Consider the following 17897-nt stretch of genomic DNA (forward strand, 5'->3'; position numbering starts at 1 on the left):
CGAGCGGTGCGCCCGTTGTCAGTAGTCGAGACTCGTCATATAGGCGCACTCGGTGTAGATGTAGCCGGGCCTCAGTTTGGCGGTGTCCGACGCGGGCGACTTCCCCGTGCCGGTCCGGGACTTGTGGACGAAGTACGTAGTGCCGATGGGCAGCCGGATGGTCCGCTGCGGGTAGTTCTTCCCGCTGTCGTGGCAGGGGGTGAACCCCGCCAGCACCGTGCTGGTGAGGGAGTAGGTGGTGCAACTCCCGCAGGCCTTGAGGGAGAAGCTGCCCGTCACGGGCCCGGTGTACATCACCGTGATGTCGTCGGGGCTGTCGTTCTTGACGGTGACGGCGATGCTGCCGCCGGACGCCGTCGTCGGCAGCCGCCTGCCCGCCGCGGGCACCGTCTGGGCGATCTCCGCCGCGATGGCGATCTTCTGTGCGCGGGCCCGGTTCCTGGCATGCTGGTTGTTCTTGACGAACTCGTTCATCGTGGTGACGGCCTCGACGAACCGTCCGCCCTTGTACTGGCTCACGCCACAGTCGTACGTACCCGAGTCCGCGTTCGTCGCCGCTCGGTCGGCGTCCTTGCCGAGGGCCGCGGTCAATCCCGCCTGCTCTCCGGGGAGTGCGGTGACCTGGGTGCCGAGGCTCCTGAGGTGTTCGACGGCCGCGCAGGGGTCGCTTCCGCCCACCTGCTTCACGGCCCTGTCGACCTCGGCGCTCACCGCGGGCTCCACCTTCCCGGCCGGCGCGGACCGCGGGAAGGTCGACAGGAGGTCGCCGAAGTGAGTCGTCCAGTCCGCGTCCCCGTGCCCGAGTGCCTGTGACGCGCACTCGTAGAGCGAGGTGGCGAGCCGGTCGTCGGGCCAGGTGGACAGCGCTCCGAGTTCCTTCTTGCCCATGGTTCCCGGGACCGTACGGAGGTACTTCAAGGGCGCTATGGCGTCGCAGTAGTTCTTCTGGGCGTAGGGCGAACCGACCGTGGTGTAGAAGGTCTTGAGCCGGCCGGGCACACGATCGGCCGCTTTCGAGCCGGGATGGTCGCTGCGCAGACCCCGGTAGGCGGCCAGTGCCCGGCGGTAGTCGGACTCCGCCGTGGTGAACGACTGCTGTCCGGAGGCCCGGACGAGTTTGTCCGCCCGCTCCAGCCGGTCCATGAGCATCGCCTCGGTCGCCCTGTCCCGCGCGTTGCCGTACAGGGCGACGCCTCCCGCCGGTACGGCCAGGAGGACGACCCCGAGCACGATCGCGAGCCAGGCGCGCGGCGGCCACACGAGACGGGTGCGCAGACCCAGGAACGCTCCGTGTACGCCTGCCAGGCCGAGCAGAACCAGGTAGAGGACGACGGCCGCGCCGGGCACGCCGTCGGGGTCCGCGGGAAGGGCCACCAGCAGCAAAGCCGCGGTCGCGACCCAGCACACGGCCATCAGGCCCCAACGGCGCGTCAGCGCGTAACCCAGGCCCAGCCCGGACAGGTTCAGCAGCGCCACCGCGACCGCGCGCAAGGCGTCCGCCGGAGCGCGCGGCGGCGCGGTGGGCATCGGCGGTACGGCGAACGTGCCAGGCATGTCGTTGTGATCCCAGGACATGACGGCTCCCCCAGTCAATCACGCCCGAAGTTCTATGACTTGTCAGTGTACGTTCAGTCACGGAGGAGCGACAGAGGATGAGGTTCGGGACTTGATGGATCGTCAAGTGTGCCTCATGGAGCGGTGCGGATCGACGGGGTGGGGTGGCGGGCGTGACGGCTGTGCGACACGCGGTGGTGGCCGCGGGCCGGTGCGAGGTCAGGGCCTGCCGAGGCCGTTGAGGAACATGTCCACGACCAGGTCCGCCGCCTGCGGAGCTTCGACGTCGGGGAATCGGTGCGCGGCGCTGTCCACCAGGTCGTCGAGGACGCCCCTCACCCACGCCTCCGGGATGTCGGTGCGCAGAAAGCCTTCGTCGGCTGCGCGCTGGAGGAAGTCGTCCAGCCGCCGGCTCTGTTCCTCACGTCGGCCGCGGGCCTTCGGGTCCGCCATCATCATGCGGCGTGTGTCGACGGGCCACTCCCGGCTGACCGGAATGATCCCCTCGACGTAGCGGTGCAGAGCCACGGCCACCGGCGCCTCGGTCAGCCGGGCCTCGTCGAGGACTCGTGCGGCGGAGTCGAGCTTCGCCTGGAACACGGCGTCGAGCAGGGCCTCACGGGTGGCGAAACGACGGTGGACGGTGGTGCGGTCCACGCCCGCCGCGGCGGCGATGGCCGAGATCGAGGTGCCCGGGTCGTCGGCGAGAAGGCGGGCCCCGGTGCGCAGGACCGCGGCCAGGTTGCGTGCGGCGTCAGCTCTCATGACCGGCCAGTGTATCAATCAGTCGCAATTGAGCTCCGATCCTCACCGGTCCACGGGCATCAGTCCCTCTTAGCGCAATATAACTGATGCACTTAGGCCACTTTCTCCGCAGTTCGTCTCCTGTCACTGTTGCTGCGGCCTGGCGTCCCGCCGCTCGACTCGGAGCTCTTCCGTGTCCCGTTCGCAAGGGCCGGCGGGAGCGGCCGGTTCGGACGCCACGACGACCACCTGGTCCTCGGCGCTCCACTCGCGCCGCTCCCCCTTGTGGGGATTGAGCCGGACCCCGAGGTCCGGGAGCGTGGCGCGCCGGTCGTGACGGCGGTATCCGATGGCGCACTCACCGCGGTCGCGCGCCGCGGCCACCACGGTGGCGAAGCTCGCCTCGCTGCCCGGACGGACGTAGTACACGGCAGGCCGCAGGCAGATGGTGCTGCCGTCGGCGGAGAACAACTCGTCGAAGACGGCCGCGAGGTGCCGGTTCTGCGCGATCTGTGCCATGAGCAGTCCGGTGAGCTCGCCACTGACGATGACGTCGGAGCCGGGGTTGAGGGGTGCCAGCGGCCGGTTGCGGTCGTCGATGAGTTCGGTGACCACGCGCATCTCCCGTCCCGTCCGGTCCTCCAGCAGCCGCACGGCCAGCAGGGTGACCAGAGTCCGGTCGTCGGGCCGGTCGGGACCGTCGCCCGGATCGGGTCCGAGGACGACCATCCCGTCGTACGGGGCGAGGTCGAGCCCGAGAAGCGTCTCGGGGCGCGACAGATCGGCGGACTGGAACCGTACGGTCAGCCGGGCGGCGGCCGCGGTCTCCGGTTCCCGCGCCGGTCCCGGCACGGCCCGGTCCGTGACCACGTGCAGCACCGAACCCGGGTGGGCCGTGCGCCGCAACTGGTCCACGATGAGAGGCGCCCGCCGGTTCCAGCCGAGCAGCAACAAGTGGGCGGCGGCGTCCGGGGGTGGCGGGTCGGTGACGATCACCGCCTGGTCGACGAGGCGCCCGCAGTCCTCCGGCCGCGTCGTGTCGTCGTCACCGGTGAGGACGATCAGGAGGCTGCCCGGCGCGACGACGGTGTCGGCGGGCGGATTCAGCAGCGTACGTCCCTCCGGGGTGAGCAGCCCGACCAGGCAGGAGGTGGCGTGGCCGAGCAGGACCGTGCCGAAGGGGCTCCCGTGGAACGCGGAGCTGTCGGCGAGGTGGAACTCGTCGCCCGCGAAGTCCAGCAGGTCACGCAGGACCACGGAGAGGCCGGGGCGGCCGACGCACTGCGCGATCAGCCTCGCCGTGACCGTGTCGGTCTCCAGGACCGTGCCCCGCGCACCGGCGGCCAGCCGGGCCGGCGCGCGGTAGCGGTCGTCCCGCACGGCGGCCAGCACCGGTGGCCCGTCCGTCCCCTCGCCCAGGACCGCTCGCAATGCCAGCAGGACGCGCAGGACCTCGGCGTCGGCCGTGGGCTCCCCGGACGGCAGCACCAGCACGGTGCTCGCCGTGCGCGGGCTGACCAGCGCGAGTACGTCGGGGTCGCTGGCCGGGCCGCTGCGGCAGATGATCCGGGCGCGGCCCGGCGGACCGGTCTGGAGGGCCAGCGCCCGCTCCATCTCGGTCTTGTCCCGGTCGGCGAGCAGGACGATGGCCCGCGGCCGGTGCGCGGCCTGGGCGGCGATCAGTTCGCCGACCACCGTGGCCACTTGGTCCGACCAGCCGAGTACGACGGCATGGCCCTCCTCGATCACCGTCGATCTGCCGCGGCTCAACTCCGCCAGCCGGTCGGCGAGGCCCGTGGTGATGACCCCGACAAGAGTCGACACGCACAGCAGGGCGACCAGCCCGAGCAGGGCCGAGAGCAGCATGCGCAACGGGGTGCCCGTCACCGCGCCGAGGCGCAGCGTCTCCGCGCTGGTCCGCCACACCGCGGTCAGCCGCCCCGGCAGCGAGCGCGGGGAACCGGGGTCCGTCCACACCAGCAGCGCGCTGACCGGGACCACGACGGCCAGGCAAGTGATCACCAGCCAGCCCATCAGGGTGCCCGTACTGCGGGCCAGCGTACGGTCGAAGCGGTAACGCGCCCGGTCCGGTAACGAAACCGGCCGCGGCTCCTCCAGCCGTTCCAATCCCACCCCACCCCTAGTCCTCGCACCGCGTCACCGCGGCGACGGCCCGTGCCGGACGGATGTCCGCCGTGCCGCCGCCTCACAGTGCGGTCTCCGGCACCGGGACACGCGGGAATCGGGAGCCGATTCATTCTTTCGGGCAGACGCCGTGACGAGGGGACGGGCGCCGTGGCGAGGAGACGGGCGGTGGGCGAGCGGCTCGGAGTGCGCCGTCCACCCGTTGTCCGTCCCGATCCGCCTCCGGTCGTGACCCCCGTCCGGGTCGGGTGAAGACCGTCCAGCGAGGTGGGGACGGGGCGCGGATCACGGCCGGTCCGCCGCCGAGGCGACGGATCCGGTCACCGAGGGGTGGGCGTGGGCGGCCTGCAGGAGGGCCGCGGCCCCGCGGACGGCGGCGGTGTGCGGCGCCGCGACGGTGCGCAGGGGCGTACGCGACCTGCGGGTGAGGCGATAGGTGATCTCCGGGCGCAGGGCGCCTCCGCCGGCCAGCAGCGCGCCCCTGTCCAGGGCGTCGAGGGTGAGTGACGTACGGTCCTGCCGCAGCATCGTGGTCACCATGGCGGCCACCGCCTCACTGATGCGGGACGCCGGGACGGTGTCGAGGTCACCGGTGCCCAGAGCGGTGCGGTGCGCGTCGACGACGGCTCCGTCGGCCAGGAGCACCACTTCGGTGAGGTGGGCGCCGATGTCCATGACCAGCAGCGGCCGGGACAGGTCGGCGCCCGCGCCCAGCGCGATGGCGCGGGCGCCGGGGACGGTGATCACACCGCGCGGCCGCAGCACCTCCACGGCCGTGCGAGCCGCCGCCCGGTAGGCGACGCCGTCCAGGACGGGGGCGGTCACGACGATCAGCGGGCGGGTGCCGCCGGGAAGCCGGTGGCCGAGCAGACGGTCCAGCATCCGGGCCGCTCCCGCGGTGTCGACGATGGTGCCGCGCCGGATCGGGTACACGACACCGGCTCCCGGAAAGGTGACCGTAGGGACGTCGAGGACCAGGCCCCGGCCCGCGATCCAGGCGCGCGTGCGGGCGCTGCCCATGTCGAGCGCGATCCCTCAGCACTTCCGGCAGAGGGGCCACGGCCGGTGCCGGGCGGGACGGGCTCCGACGCGTAGGCGGCGTGCCGTGTTCACCGGCCGGCCTCCCTGACCTGCCGGCAGCGGGTGCAGTGGCGGGCCTGCGGCACGATCGCCAGCCGCTCGCTCTCGATCGGGCGCCGGCACAGCCCGCAGACGCCGTACCCGCCCTCGTCCATGCGGATGAGGGCGGCGTCGACGTCGGCGAGGACCATGCGGGCGGAGGCGGCGAGTTGGACGCGGACCTCTGCCTGCGAGACGGCCCGCTGTCCGGGCGGCGCGTCCGCGCGGGCCGTGGCGGCGATCTGCCGCAATTGCTCCTGTCGGAACAGACGCTGTTCGAGCAGGTTGTCGCGGAGTGCCACGAGGTCGAGGTCCTCGGGCGGGAGATGTGTGTCGCGGGCGCCGATGATCTGGTTGTTCACCACTTCATCCCTTGGGCAGGCCAGTTGACGGGTGTCGGAGGGGGACGGTCAGCTTTCAGCCGGCCCGGCGCCGGCAGGCGACACAGTGTCCCGTGTACGGGAGGATCTCCAGCCGCTCCGCCGGGACGGACCTGGCGCAGCCCAGGCAGGTTCCGTAGGTGCCGTCCTCGATACGGACGAAGGCCGCGTCGATCTCTTTGAGCACGCGTTCGATGGAGTACTTCTGCGCGGACGTCAGATGGTCGTCGGCGGCCGGCCCGGTGTCGGTGAGCGCCCGCAACTGGATCAGCCTGGTCCCCCGGGCGTGCTCGAGACGCCGGCGGGCCTCCTGAGCTGTCGGACGGTCGCGGCGCGGTTCGGTTCGGGTGACGTCGAGCGACATGGTGCGTTCCTTTCGCGGGGCCTGGTGAGCAACGGGCTGCGGCATGCCTCGAGCCTGGCCGTCCGGGCCGCGGAACCCCATAGGGTCCAGGCTCCATTCGTACGGGGTCGAGGCATCCACGCCGTACGGGCATGGGTGGGCCGGGCCCTGGGAAATGGGCGTTGGACCCCATGGACCCGGCCGCCCGGGGACACGCAGGCTGGCGGCAGGCCGGTTCGGGATCAGGGGCCGCGCCTCGTCCGGGGTGCGCGATGCCCGCCGTACGGGCCGCGTCACAGAAGGAGGCTCAACCCCGATGTCCCTGTTCTGGCGGATCTTCGGGCTCAACGCGGTGGTGCTGGGTACGGCCACCGGGCTGCTGCTCTGGGCTCCGGTGACCGTCTCCGTACCGGTGGTACTGACGGAGGCCGTCATCCTGGTGGGCGGTCTGGTGGTCATGCTGGTCGCCAACGCCGCGCTGCTGAGCTGGGGCCTGGCGCCACTGGTCCGGCTGACCGGACTGATGACCACCGTCGACCTGTTGCGCCCCGGTCAACGGCTGCCCGCGCGGGGTGGCGGTGAGGTCGCCGAGCTGATCCGCGCGTTCAACGCCATGCTCGACCGGCTCGAACAGGAACGGGCCACGAGCAGCGCCCGCGTCCTGCTCGCCCAGGAGGCCGAGCGGCGCCGTATCGCGCATGAGCTGCACGACGAGGTGGGTCAGAGCATGACCGCGATCCTGCTGGCCCTCAAGCGCGCCGCGGACGACGCGGACGGGCCGCTGCGCGACGAGCTGCACCAGGCTCAGGAGATCACCCGGGGAAGCCTGGACGAGGTCCGCCGTCTGGTGCGCCGGCTGCGCCCCGGTGTGCTGGACGATCTCGGTCTCGTCAGTGCCATGACCTCGCTCACCCACGACTTCGCCACCCACACCGGGCTGCGCGTACTGCGTCACTTCGACGCCGATCTGCCCGCCCTGGAGCCGGAGACGGAGCTGGTTCTCTACCGTGTCGCGCAGGAGAGCCTGACCAACGTGGCCCGCCACGCCGACGCCGAACGGGCCGAGGTCAGCCTGCGTCACACGGACGGCGCCGTGGTGCTGGCCGTCGTCGACGACGGCCGCGGTATCGAGGCCGCCTGCGAGGGTGCCGGGATCCGCGGCATGCGCGAGCGTGCCCTGCTCATCGGGGCCGCCCTCGACATCACCCCCGCGGCCCGCACCGGTACCCGGATCCGGCTGACCGCGCCGGTCCCCGGGAGACGGCCGTGACGATGACCGAACCCACCAGGATCCGTATCCTGCTCGCCGACGACCACGCGCTGGTACGACGCGGGGTGCGGCTGATCCTCGACCGGGAACCGGACCTGGAAGTGGTCGCCGAGGCCGGGGACGGCGCGGAGGCGATCGGGATGGCCCGCGCTCACGACATCGACCTCGCCGTCCTGGACATCGCGATGCCCCGTCTGACCGGACTTCAGGCAACCCGCGAACTGGCGTCGCTGAAGCCGGATCTGCGCGTCCTGATGCTCACGATGCACGACAACGAGCAGTACTTCTTCCAGGCCCTCAAGGCCGGGGCCTGCGGCTACGTGCTGAAATCGGTCGCGGACCGGGACCTGGTGGCCGCCTGCCGGAGCGCGATGCGCGACGAGCCGTTTCTCTATCCCGGCGCGGTCGCCGCCCTCATCCGCAACTACCTCGACCGGGTCCGTCACGGCGAGGAGCTCTCCGACCAGGCTGTGACGCCCCGCGAGGAGGAGGTCCTCAAACTCGTCGCGGAGGGGCACTCGTCCAAGGAGATCGCCGACCTCCTCTTCATCAGCGTCAAGACCGTCCAGCGGCACCGCGCCAACCTGCTGCACAAGCTCGGTCTGCGCGACCGTCTGGAGCTCACCCGTTACGCCATCCGGGCCGGCTCCGTCGAACCCTGACCGGCCTTGGCCGCGCCGCCGGACGCACCCCACACGAAACGAGGACGGTGCATGCTCGACGCTTCGCGCACCGCTCGTCGCGTGACCGGTGCCCGGCGCCCCACGGCCCGCGCCGTACTGGTGGCCGTCCTGCTGGCACTGTTCACCACGTTCGCCGTGGACGGTCCACCGGCGGGGCGGGCCGACCGGGTACGCGGCGGTGCGGCGTCGGCCGGCCTCCACATCCCCATGGCCGCGACCGGGGACCGTCCCGGCACGGACGCGACCGAACACCGTCCCGGCACGGACGCGACCGAACACCGTCCCGGGACGGACGCGACCGAACACCGTCCCGGGACGGACACTGCCGCTCGCACCCTCCGCACGGACGGGCCCGCCCTCTCTACCGACACCGACATGGCCGGCCCCTCTCACGGCCCGGACGCCGCCGATCACCGTCCCGGCGTCGTCCCGCGCGCCCACGAGGAGTGCGCCGCCCTCTGCTCCATCCGGGCGGCCGGACGCAACCAGCTCAACGGCGAGTGGCCGACGCCGCCCTCTCACCCCGCCACCACCGCCGACGCCACGGCCGTCCCCCCGGCCGCCCTCGTACGGACACCGCCCGTTTCCGAACCCGCGCCCCGCTCCCCCGGCCCCGCGGTCCACGACCGTGGGCGGGCACCTCCCGCGTCCTCCGGCATCTGACGCCCCGTTCCGTTCCCCGTTCTTTCCGCCGCGACCGCACTGAACACGGTCGCGGTGTGCCCGCCGGAGGCCACCGTTGATCCGCTCCGCCCGGGTGAGGGCACTGCTCGCCCTCGCCGTGATCGCCGTATCGCTGTACGTCGCCCGCACCGTGCCGGTCCGTCTCGGACTCGACCTGCGCGGCGGCACCCAGATCGTGCTGGAAACCCGCTCCACGCCGACGACCGAGGCCGGCCGGGAGGCCACCGACCGCACTCTGGAGGTGCTGCGCGGGCGCGTCGACGCCCTCGGCGTCGCGGAACCCACCCTCGTCCGCTCGGGCAGCGACCGGATCATCGTCGAACTGCCGGGCGTCCGGGATCCCGAAGAGGCGGCCGACGTACTGGGCCGTACCGCTCAGCTCACCTTCCACCCGGTGCTCGGCACGGCGGACGGACCCGTGGACCGGCGCGAGGACGCCCGGGACCTCGTCCTGCCCGACGAGTCGGGCCACCCTCTGCGTCTCGCCGAGAACAGTGCCCTGACCGGAAAGGACGTCAAGGGCGCCGCCGCACGCTTCGACCAGGAGACGGGAGCCGGCTGGCATGTGACCCTGGACATCGACCACGCGGGCCGTGACCGGTGGGCCCGGCTGACCGGAGAGGCCGCCTGCCGGCCCGCGGACGACCCCACACGCCGCGTCGCCATCGTCCTCGACGACAGGATCATCTCCGCTCCGCGGATCAACCCGTCGGTGTCCTGCGGGACGGGCATCCCCGGCGGCTCCACGCGGATCACCGGCTCCTTCGACGACACCGAGGCCCGGGAGCTGGCCCTGCTCATCAACGGCGGCGCCCTGCCGGTACCGGTCGAGACCGTCGAACAGCACACCGTCGGGCCCACCCTGGGCGCGCGCGCCATCACGGCCAGCGCCAGGGCCGCGGCCATCGGCACCGCCCTGACCTCGCTGTTCATCATCGCCGTCTACCGGCTGATGGGCTTCTTGGCCGTCGTGGCCCTGCTCTGCCACGCGCTGATCTCCTACGCCGCCCTGGCCGTCGTCGGCGCCACGCTGACCCTGCCCGGCCTGGCCGGCTTCGTGCTGGCGATCGGCATGGCCGTGGACGCCAACGTGCTCGTCTTCGAACGCGCCCGCGAGGAGTACACCACCGGGCACCGCCCCAGTACGCGCTCGGCCCTCACCGCCGGATTCCGCAACGCCTTCAGCGCGATCGCCGACTCCAACGTCACCACACTGATCGCGGCCGCGCTGCTGTTCCTCCTCGCCTCCGGGCCCGTACGCGGATTCGGTGTCACCCTCGGCCTCGGCGTCGTCGCCTCCATGGTCAGCGCGTTGGTGGTCACGCGCGTGCTCGCCGACCACGCCGCGTCCCGCCCGTGGGTGCGCCGTCGGCCCGGTCTCACCGGAATCGCGACGCCCGGCCGGGTCCGCGACCGTCTCATGCGCCGCGGTCCGGCCCTGATGCGCCGACCGCGCCGCTGGCTGGCCGTCTCGGCCGCCGTCCTCGTCCTCGCCTCGTCGGGCATCGCGGTGCGCGGCCTTCAGTTCGGCATCGACTTCACCGGCGGCCGCCTGATGGAATACGCCACCGGCGTCCCCGTGGACCCGGAACGCGCCCGCGCCGACCTCGCCGCCGCGGGAGTCTCCCGAGCGGTCGTCCAGTCCTCCGGCGACACCGGACTCACGGTACGCACCGAGGAGTTGACCGACACCGAGGCGGCCACGGTCACACGGACCGTCGGGGCGCTCGGCGGTGGTGCGGACAAGGTCCGCGACGAGCTGATCGGCCCCAGCCTGGGCGACGAACTGCGCCGCAACGCCCTCATCGCGCTCGCCGTGGCCCTCGGCGCCCAGCTGCTCTACCTCGCGGCCCGCTTCCGCTGGCTGTTCGGCACCGCGGCGGTCGCGGCGCTCGCCCACGACGTTCTCATCCTCGTCGGCGTCTTCGCCTGGCTGGGCAAGCCCGTCGACGGCGTCTTCCTCGCCGCCCTTCTCACCGTCGTCGGCTACTCGGTCAACGACTCGGTCGTCGTCTTCGACCGGATCAGGGAGCTGCGCCGGCGCGACGCCGCCAAACCGCTGCCGGACCTCGCCGATCACGCGATCCTGCAGACGCTGCCCCGTACCGTCAACACGGGTATGGGCGCGGCGCTCATCCTCACCGCGCTGGCCGTCCTCGGCGGGGACTCGCTGACCGACTTCGCACTCGCCCTGCTCATCGGCCTCGCCGTCGGCACGTACTCCTCCGTCTTCACGGCCGTCCCCGTCGCGATCGAACTCCAGGGTGTGGGCCGTCCCCGGCGTCCCGCACGCCGGGAGCGCGAGGTCGGCCATGAAGGAATCCCCTGACCAACGCACCGCGGACGAAGGTGAGTTCACGGAGGGCGCCGATGAGGCCGGGTACGTCGGCGCCACTCCACTGGCGGGCTCGGGTCCCGACGCCGCGGGGCACTCGGCTCCGTCGTGGCACGAACGCGCCGGCCTGGCCTTCCGCGCCGCGCCGCGCCGCGCCGGAGGGGGCCGCCCGGCCGGAAGGGTGATCGACCGCCGGGGCGTGTTTGGTCCGGGAGCGGGGCGGGAAACCGTCAACGTTCCCCCAGGCGGCTGGGCCGGACCCCCGGTACCGCTGTCCGTGGGTGCCGGCTCAGGGAAGGAGCGCCAGATGCCGGGAGCCTTTCGGCGCGCGGGAGACAGCCACAGGCCTCGGAGGCACCGGGAAGCGAGGTGCACATGACGGGCTCCTCCGACGTGCCACCCGACGGACGGCGCCGGCGCCGGACCCCGCGAGCCGTCTGGCACGACTCGGCCCTCGGACGCCTCTGGCAGCACGGCGGCGAACTGGAGCTGCTGCACCGGGCCATGGGGTTCGCGGCACTGAGCATGGTCACCCTGACGCCGCTGCTGATCGTCGTCGCGGCGGCGGCCCCCTTCGAACACCGGGGCTTCGCTCTGTGGGTGATCGACGGCATGAGCCTGTCAGGGCATCCGGCGGACGCCGTCGAAAAGTTGTTCTCGGCACCGCGGAGGGTGCTGAGCACGACCAGCGCCTTCAGTGTGCTCGCCGTCGCGCTGTTCGGTCTCAGCTTCGCCTCGAGCGTGCAGAACGGCTACGAGCGGATCTGGGAGATCCCCGCGGGCCCGTGGCACCACGCGTGGCGCCGCGTGGTGTGGCTCGCCGCCCTGACGGCGTATCTGTTCAGCGAGGCGGAGAGCGGCGCGGTGCTGGTCGGCGGCCTCACGGAGACCATCGTGCGCGTCGCCCTCACCGTGTTCTTCGGCATCCTCTTCTTCTGGTGGGGGCAGCACTTCCTGCTCGGCGAGCGGGTGAGGTGGTCGGCGCTGTTGCCGGGCGCGGTGGCCACGATGGCGGGGCTGGTCGGCCTGCGCGGGTTCTCGTATGTCGTGTTCTCGCCGCTGATCGTCAACAACGCGATCAGCTACGGAACCGTCGGCACCGTCCTCGTCGTGCAGTCGTGGCTCATCGGCGTCGGTTTCGTCGTCTTCGGCGGAGCCCTGCTGGGCCGCCACATCCACGACGCCGTGGAGCGGCACGCCGCCCTGTGAAGGCCGTGCGTCCACGGGGGTTTCACGCCCGGCCGCGGTCCCGGACCCCGTTCCGCGGCCGCGCCGTCATCGTGGCCGCGGCGACCGCGGTCGCCGCGAGGACGGCCCCGGCCGTGCCGAGCGCCGCCTGCGCGGCGCCGCGCGGGGTGCCGTCGCCCGCCAGGTACACACCGCCGACCACAGCGACACCGAGCGTGCCGCCCAGTTGCTGGACGGCGTTGAGAAGCCCGGCCGCCGAACCGGTCTCCTGCGCGCCGACACCGCTCAGCGCGGCGGTGAAGAACGGCGGCGTGAACAGACCGGTGCCAAGGCCCGCGACGGCGAGCGCGAAAGGCAGCGCCGCCGGGTACGTGTCGAGCGGGGCGGACCGGTAGGCGAGAACCGCGCCGGCGAGCCCGCCGGCGAGGGTGGCGACCCCCGCGTGCATGACACGGGTCCCGTACCGCGGGACCAGGTACGCGCCCGCGGCCCACGACGCGACGGCCAGCCCGGCGGACCACGGCAGCAGGGTCAGGCCCGCGGTGAGCGGGCCCCGGTGCAGGCCCAGCTCCAGGTGGAGCACCACGGTGATCATGACGCCGTTCATGACGGCGAAAAAGAGCGTGGAGGTGGCCAGCGCGGCGGGAAACGCACGACCGCGCAGCAGAGCCGGTTCGATCAGCGGAGCCCGGCCGCGGCGCGCGGCGCGACGCTGGTGGGCGACGAACAGCACCAGGACGGCCGCGCCCAGGGACACCGCCGTCCATCCGGCCGGTCCCGGTGTGCCGGTCGTCGCCGGGCACACCACCAGCGCGATGCCGGCCATCGCCAGCAGCGTCCCCACCGGGTCGAGCCGGGGCCGGACCGGCGCGCGGTCCTCACGCAGTCGCCGCGCGACGAACAGGACGACGCCGGCGAGAGGGAGGTTGACCAACAGACAGGCGCGCCATGACGTGCCGAACAGGTCGGCGTGTGTCAGGACCCCTCCGAGTACCGGACCCAGGACCGCCGACAGACCCATGACCGGGCCTATCGTGCCCAGCGCCCTGGACAGTTCGTCGCCGTCGAACATCGCCCGGATCAGGCCGAACGTCTGCGGGATGACCAGCGCCGCGGCACCGCCCTGCAGCGCGCGCAGCCCGATCAGCACCTCGGTGTTCGGCGCCAGCGCGCACGCCAGGGACAGGGCGGCGAACGTCGCGACGCCGATGCGGAAGACACGGCGGCGGCCCGCGATGTCGCCGAGCCTCGCGCCGGTGAGCAGCCCGAGCGCGAACACGAGGGTGTAGGAGGCGCTGAACCACGGGACGGCGGCGTCCGCGCCCCCGAGATCGGTGTGGATGACCGGGCCCGCGACCTGGACGATCGTGGTGTCCAGCAGGTTCATCGCCTCGGCGACCAGCACCGCGGCCAGCGCGGGCCACCGCCACCGGTACGCGCTCCGGGCCGGCGGCCCGCCCTCGTCCTCGCCCTTCGAGCCGGTGCCGATCGGCGTGTCATGACCGGTGCTGTGGGACATGCGTCTCCCCCTGGGTGTGGCGATACGTGGCTTGTCGTACGCGGTGTCGTGCGCGGTGTGTCCTGGTTGGCGGGCCGCCGAGCGGGCGGTCCGCGACCGACGACCACCGTCCCGTCGATCAGGCGCGTGGTTCCATGTCCTGGACAGAACACGGCGATTACTTCCACGAACGGGGGTCAGGTCGATGGATGGGTTCACACTGGACGAGCTGGACCGCGGCTTGATCCATGCCCTGCAGGTGGACGGTCGGGCGCCGTTCACGCTCGTCGCCGAGATCCTCGGCTCCTCCACCCAGACGGTCGTGCGCCGCTACCGCCGTCTGTACGCGCAGGCGGGACTTCGCGTGGTCGCTCTGCCGTCGCCGCGCAGCTCCGGCGCCCACCAGTGGTTCGTACGACTGACCGCCGCGACGCGGACCGCGCACGACATCGCGGTCGCGCTCGCCCGCCGCCCCGACACCTCGTGGGTACGGCTGACCTCCGGCGGTACCGAGATCGTCGCGATCATCCACACCACGCCGTCGGGCCCAGACGCGCACGCACTGCTGCTGCGTGACATCCCGCGTACCGCCGGGATCACCGCGGTGTCCGCGCACTACCTCCTGCACACCTATCTCGGCGGCCCGACCGCGTGGCGCGGACGCGTCGCCACCCTCGATGCCGCCCAGCAGGCTCGGCTGCGGGCGGAAAGTACGCCAGGCCCCTCACCGGGAAAAGACACCGGCACGAACATGGGCAAAGGAATGGGCACAGGCTCGGGCGCGACGGAACCCGACCCGCGCGGCTCCGCCTACCAGCTCACCGACGCCGACCGGCTCCTGCTGACCGCGTTGCGCGACGACGCCCGCCTCAGCTACGCCGAACTCGCCGCCACGACCGGTTCGACGGCGTCCACCGTGGCCCGCAGGCTCACCACGCTAAGGGCGCGCGACGCGCTGTTCTTCGACGTGGACATCGAGCCGTCCGTGCTGGGGGTGACCGTGTCGGCGCTGCTGTGGATGCAGGTGGCGCCCGCGCACCTGGACGCGGTCGCCACCGAGCTGGCCGGACACCAGGAGCTGGCGGTGGTCGCGGCGACGACGGGACCGACGAACCTGGTCGCGCACGCGCTGTGCCGGGACGCCGAGGAACTGCACCAGTACCTGACGCGCAAGGTGGCGTTGCGGGCGATCGCCCGGATCGAGACCGCGCCGGTCCTGCGCACCTACAAGGCCGCCGCGACGCTGCGCACGAACTGAGGGACCGGACCCGGTCCCGACGTCAGTCGACGGCGCCCCCGGGGAGCGTCGTTCTTCGTGTGCTTCGGCAGTCACTCCCGACCGCACGGCCCCCGCATCGGAGATCGACCACACGGGGGATCAGCGGCGTAGGGGATCAGGGGCGTGGGGATCGGAACGCCGTACTCACGCGTGGTCGGGCCCCGGCCGCAGGGTGCCGGGCGGGGCCGGGGTGGTCAGGGCGTGGACGAGGTGGGGCGTGAGGTGTTCCAAGCCGCGGGTGGGGCCGTGGATCAGCTGGTGGGCGGTGAGGCCCTCGAACAGGGCGATGAGCAGCCGGGCCAGATCGCCGGCCGGGACGACGGGCTGGGCGCCGGCTCGGGCGAGTGTCCGGGTCAGCACGTCGGTCAGGCCCTGGGTGAGCCGGTCCTCGTGGACGGCCAGTTGCTCGGCGACCGCGGGGTTGCGGGCCGCGTGCAGGGTGAACTCCATGGACACCAGGAACCATTGGCGTTCCTGCGGGGTACGTCCGGCTACGCGTTCGCGCAACTGGACGATCGGGTGCTCCCCCGGCTCCGGTTCGACGGCGGCCGTGTCGAGGTCGGCCAGCAGTCGGTCGGTGTGGATGTCGTAGAGGGCGAGGAAGAGCTCCTCCTTGTCCCGGTAGTTGGAGTAGAAGGCGCCCCGGGTCAGGCCCGCGCGTTCGACGATGTCGCTGATCGAGGTGGCGTGGAAGCCCTTCTCGGTGAACAGGGCCCAAGCGCTCTCGGTGAGGGCGGCGCGGGTCAGAGGCCGGCGCTTGGTCGGTGACTTCGGCACGTCGAGGGCCCTTTCGTGGTCCGGAGGGGCGGGAGTGGCCGCACGGCCAGGGTAGGCGACCGACGGTCACGTCCGGGAACCGGTGGTGATCAGTCCGCCTGGTGGTAGTCGTCGTAGAAGCCGTGGCCGGTCTTGACACCCAGGTGCCCGGCGTCGATGTAGCGGCGCAGCAACTCGCGGGGGCCGGCCGGCAGGTTCGGGTTCTTCGCCGCGTAGTGGTTCTCGATGTCCAGCACGACGTCCAGACCGACCTGGTCCATGGTGCGGAACGGCCCCCGCGTTCCCATGGTGCTCGCCCACATCGCGTCGATGTCCTCGGGGGTGGAGACACCTTCGGCGACCACGGAGAGGGCCTCGCGCTTGATGGCCGCCCAGATGCGGTTGAAGATGAAACCCGTGCTCTCACGGCGGGCCTCGAAGGGGAGGACACCGTACTGCGGCAGTTCCCGCAGGAGCAGGTCGAGGACGGCACGGTCGGTGTGGCCGCTCGACATGAGATCGACCGCCGGCTGCTGGGGCGGCATGTAGAAGTGCATGTTGAGCACGCGCTCGGGCCGGGTGACGTGGTCGATGAACTCGCTGGTCGGATACGACGAGGAGTTGCTCGCCAGGATCGCGTCGGGGTCCACCGTCCTGTCCAGGTCGGCGAAGACCCGCTTCTTCAGTTCCAGACGCTCGGGCACCGACTCGACCACGAGCCAGGCCCCTGCCAGCGCCTCGGCCAGGTCGGTGGTGGCGGTCACCGTGCCGGGTGTGCCGCCTTCGATGCCGGCGGCGACCTCGGCCACCTGCTGCTCGACGTAGGCGCGGGCGTCCTGCCCGGCCTGGACCGCGGGGTCGTAGACGCGTACCTGTCCGCCACGGGTGGCGAACATCAGGGCGATACGACGCCCGAGGGTGCCGGCGCCCAGCACGGCGACCGGGCGGGTGGCTGTGTCCGTGGGGAGGGCGAACGTCATGGCCGTCTTCTTTCGCTTCGGCGGAGGTGTACCGCGATCAGCGCGGACGGGGACCGATTTGCCTGCCGGGCTCAATCGGGTACACCCTGTATCCGATACAGAGTGTATCCGATATGAGGAGGGCAACCGCCCCGCAGCTCGACATCACCTCAGTCCCAGGAGAAGGTTCCATGCGCGCCGAAGAAGTCCGACGTCACGCCGTCACCCCGCTGACCACCCCCGTCTACCCGCTCCGCCGCACCCGCTTCACCGACCGCGAGTACTTCAACGTCGTCTATCGGACCGACCCCGAGGCGCTGCGCGCGATCGTCCCCGAACCGCTGGAGATCGGCGAGCCGCTGGTGCGCTTCGAGGTCATGAAGATGGGGGACGTGGAGGGTTACGGTCCCTATCTGGAGTCCGGCCAGGCGATCCCGGTCCGTCTCGGCGCCGAGCACGGCGAGTATCTGCACGTCATGCACCTGAACAACTTCGCGGCCACCGCCGCCGGCCGGGAGCTGAGCGCCTATCCCAAGACCATCGGCACCCCGGCCCTGTTCGCCGACAACGGCGCCCTGGTGGGCACCCTCGACTACGGCACCCAGCGCGTGGCGACCGCGACGATGCCCTACAAGTGGGAGCCGCTGGACACGGCGGAGGCCCGGAACCAGATCACCGCACCCACCTTCGCGGTCAAGATCGTCCCGGGCCTCGACGGCCGCCTGCGGGCCTGCGATCTGGTCCGCACCGAGATCAGCGACGTCACGGTCAAGCAGGCCTACACCGGCCCCGCCCGCCTCCAGCTGTTCGCCCACGCCATGGCCCCGCTGGCCGATCTGCCCGTCCTGGAGATCGTCTCGGCCAGCCACATCGTCACGGATCTCACCCTCGCTCCGATGACACCCGTGCACGACTACCTCGCCGCCTGACGAGCTCGTGCCCCTTCTGCCCCACCCCTCG

The 17897-nt window shown here is 72.1% G+C and carries 16 protein-coding genes; 7 read left to right on the plus strand and 9 right to left on the minus strand.

Annotated features, from left to right (window positions below):
- Positions 1-18: 18 nt before the first annotated feature.
- From HEP85_RS03050 to HEP85_RS03075, 6 genes are all read right to left on the minus strand, one after another.
- Entirely contained in the window at positions 19-1575 is a 1557-nt protein-coding gene (locus tag HEP85_RS03050; RefSeq protein WP_248001809.1) for a hypothetical protein, read from the minus strand.
- A gap of 198 nt (positions 1576-1773) precedes the next feature.
- Positions 1774-2319, minus strand: coding sequence for a TetR/AcrR family transcriptional regulator (locus HEP85_RS03055; RefSeq protein WP_168525965.1), 546 nt, complete (start codon positions 2317-2319; stop codon positions 1774-1776).
- A 123-nt stretch (positions 2320-2442) separates the two neighbouring features.
- Entirely contained in the window at positions 2443-4332 is a 1890-nt protein-coding gene (locus HEP85_RS03060; protein WP_248002439.1) for an NAD-binding lipoprotein, read from the minus strand.
- Positions 4333-4728: 396 nt separating this feature from the next.
- The gene (locus HEP85_RS03065) at positions 4729-5463 is read right to left on the minus strand and encodes a rod shape-determining protein (RefSeq protein ID WP_168525968.1); all 735 of its coding nucleotides are present in this window, start codon (positions 5461-5463) and stop codon (positions 4729-4731) included.
- Between the two features lie 89 nt (positions 5464-5552).
- The gene (locus tag HEP85_RS03070; RefSeq protein WP_168525970.1) at positions 5553-5927 is read right to left on the minus strand and encodes a hypothetical protein; all 375 of its coding nucleotides are present in this window, start codon (positions 5925-5927) and stop codon (positions 5553-5555) included.
- 52 nt (positions 5928-5979) lie between these two features.
- Positions 5980-6306, minus strand: coding sequence for a TraR/DksA C4-type zinc finger protein (locus tag HEP85_RS03075; RefSeq protein WP_168525972.1), 327 nt, complete (start codon positions 6304-6306; stop codon positions 5980-5982).
- A 295-nt stretch (positions 6307-6601) separates the two neighbouring features.
- On the opposite strand from HEP85_RS03075, the gene HEP85_RS03080 reads away from it, so the two are divergent.
- The 5 genes from HEP85_RS03080 to HEP85_RS03100 all read left to right on the plus strand — a co-directional run bounded on the left by HEP85_RS03080 (position 6602) and on the right by HEP85_RS03100 (position 12466).
- The gene (locus HEP85_RS03080; RefSeq protein ID WP_168525974.1) at positions 6602-7555 is read left to right on the plus strand and encodes a sensor histidine kinase; all 954 of its coding nucleotides are present in this window, start codon (positions 6602-6604) and stop codon (positions 7553-7555) included.
- Positions 7556-7557: 2 nt separating this feature from the next.
- Positions 7558-8217 (plus strand): response regulator transcription factor, encoded by a 660-nt coding sequence (locus tag HEP85_RS03085; protein WP_248002440.1) that lies wholly within the window; start codon positions 7558-7560, stop codon positions 8215-8217.
- Between the two features lie 51 nt (positions 8218-8268).
- Entirely contained in the window at positions 8269-8901 is a 633-nt protein-coding gene (locus tag HEP85_RS03090; protein ID WP_369657565.1) for a hypothetical protein, read from the plus strand.
- Between the two features lie 76 nt (positions 8902-8977).
- A complete protein-coding gene (gene secD, locus HEP85_RS03095) occupies positions 8978-11251 on the plus strand; it encodes a protein translocase subunit SecD (RefSeq protein ID WP_168525978.1) in 2274 nt (757 codons plus the stop codon).
- Between the two features lie 381 nt (positions 11252-11632).
- The gene (locus HEP85_RS03100; protein ID WP_248001810.1) at positions 11633-12466 is read left to right on the plus strand and encodes a ribonuclease BN; all 834 of its coding nucleotides are present in this window, start codon (positions 11633-11635) and stop codon (positions 12464-12466) included.
- Between the two features lie 22 nt (positions 12467-12488).
- Here HEP85_RS03100 and HEP85_RS03105 read toward each other — a convergent pair whose 3' ends face one another.
- Positions 12489-13964, minus strand: coding sequence for an MFS transporter (locus HEP85_RS03105; protein ID WP_369657566.1), 1476 nt, complete (start codon positions 13962-13964; stop codon positions 12489-12491).
- A 184-nt stretch (positions 13965-14148) separates the two neighbouring features.
- Between HEP85_RS03105 and HEP85_RS03110 the strand changes: the two genes are divergently transcribed.
- The gene (locus HEP85_RS03110) at positions 14149-15201 is read left to right on the plus strand and encodes an Lrp/AsnC family transcriptional regulator (RefSeq protein ID WP_168525980.1); all 1053 of its coding nucleotides are present in this window, start codon (positions 14149-14151) and stop codon (positions 15199-15201) included.
- Between the two features lie 165 nt (positions 15202-15366).
- Here HEP85_RS03110 and HEP85_RS03115 read toward each other — a convergent pair whose 3' ends face one another.
- Both HEP85_RS03115 and HEP85_RS03120 read right to left on the minus strand, forming a co-directional pair.
- Positions 15367-15999: a TetR/AcrR family transcriptional regulator gene (locus HEP85_RS03115; protein ID WP_168525982.1), complete on the minus strand. Its 633-nt coding sequence runs from the start codon at positions 15997-15999 to the stop codon at positions 15367-15369.
- Between the two features lie 89 nt (positions 16000-16088).
- Positions 16089-16958 carry a 3-hydroxyacyl-CoA dehydrogenase family protein gene (locus HEP85_RS03120; protein WP_369657567.1) on the minus strand — a complete coding sequence of 290 codons (870 nt, stop codon included), beginning with the start codon at positions 16956-16958 and terminating at the stop codon, positions 16089-16091.
- A 170-nt stretch (positions 16959-17128) separates the two neighbouring features.
- Between HEP85_RS03120 and HEP85_RS03125 the strand changes: the two genes are divergently transcribed.
- Positions 17129-17866 carry an acetoacetate decarboxylase gene (locus HEP85_RS03125; RefSeq protein WP_168525983.1) on the plus strand — a complete coding sequence of 246 codons (738 nt, stop codon included), beginning with the start codon at positions 17129-17131 and terminating at the stop codon, positions 17864-17866.
- The last annotated feature ends 31 nt before the right edge of the window (positions 17867-17897 follow it).

It is taken from the genome of Streptomyces sp. RPA4-2, assembly GCF_012273515.2.
In the GTDB taxonomy this organism is placed as follows: domain Bacteria; phylum Actinomycetota; class Actinomycetes; order Streptomycetales; family Streptomycetaceae; genus Streptomyces; species Streptomyces kaempferi.

What these genes read in the sequence shown, in the direction of transcription:
- HEP85_RS03050 (WP_248001809.1), bottom strand. Translation starts at nt 1,575, where the DNA reads ATGTCCTGGGATCACAACGACATGCCTGGCACGTTCGCCGTACCGCCG.
- HEP85_RS03055 (WP_168525965.1), bottom strand. Translation starts at nt 2,319, where the DNA reads ATGAGAGCTGACGCCGCACGCAACCTGGCCGCGGTCCTGCGCACCGGG.
- HEP85_RS03060 (WP_248002439.1), bottom strand. Translation starts at nt 4,332, where the DNA reads ATGGGCTGGCTGGTGATCACTTGCCTGGCCGTCGTGGTCCCGGTCAGC.
- HEP85_RS03065 (WP_168525968.1), bottom strand. Translation starts at nt 5,463, where the DNA reads ATGGGCAGCGCCCGCACGCGCGCCTGGATCGCGGGCCGGGGCCTGGTC.
- HEP85_RS03075 (WP_168525972.1), bottom strand. Translation starts at nt 6,306, where the DNA reads ATGTCGCTCGACGTCACCCGAACCGAACCGCGCCGCGACCGTCCGACA.
- HEP85_RS03080 (WP_168525974.1), top strand. Translation starts at nt 6,602, where the DNA reads ATGTCCCTGTTCTGGCGGATCTTCGGGCTCAACGCGGTGGTGCTGGGT.
- HEP85_RS03085 (WP_248002440.1), top strand. Translation starts at nt 7,558, where the DNA reads ATGACCGAACCCACCAGGATCCGTATCCTGCTCGCCGACGACCACGCG.
- HEP85_RS03090 (WP_369657565.1), top strand. Translation starts at nt 8,269, where the DNA reads ATGCTCGACGCTTCGCGCACCGCTCGTCGCGTGACCGGTGCCCGGCGC.
- HEP85_RS03100 (WP_248001810.1), top strand. Translation starts at nt 11,633, where the DNA reads ATGACGGGCTCCTCCGACGTGCCACCCGACGGACGGCGCCGGCGCCGG.
- HEP85_RS03105 (WP_369657566.1), bottom strand. Translation starts at nt 13,964, where the DNA reads ATGTCCCACAGCACCGGTCATGACACGCCGATCGGCACCGGCTCGAAG.
- HEP85_RS03110 (WP_168525980.1), top strand. Translation starts at nt 14,149, where the DNA reads ATGGATGGGTTCACACTGGACGAGCTGGACCGCGGCTTGATCCATGCC.
- HEP85_RS03120 (WP_369657567.1), bottom strand. Translation starts at nt 16,958, where the DNA reads ATGACGTTCGCCCTCCCCACGGACACAGCCACCCGCCCGGTCGCCGTG.
- HEP85_RS03125 (WP_168525983.1), top strand. Translation starts at nt 17,129, where the DNA reads ATGCGCGCCGAAGAAGTCCGACGTCACGCCGTCACCCCGCTGACCACC.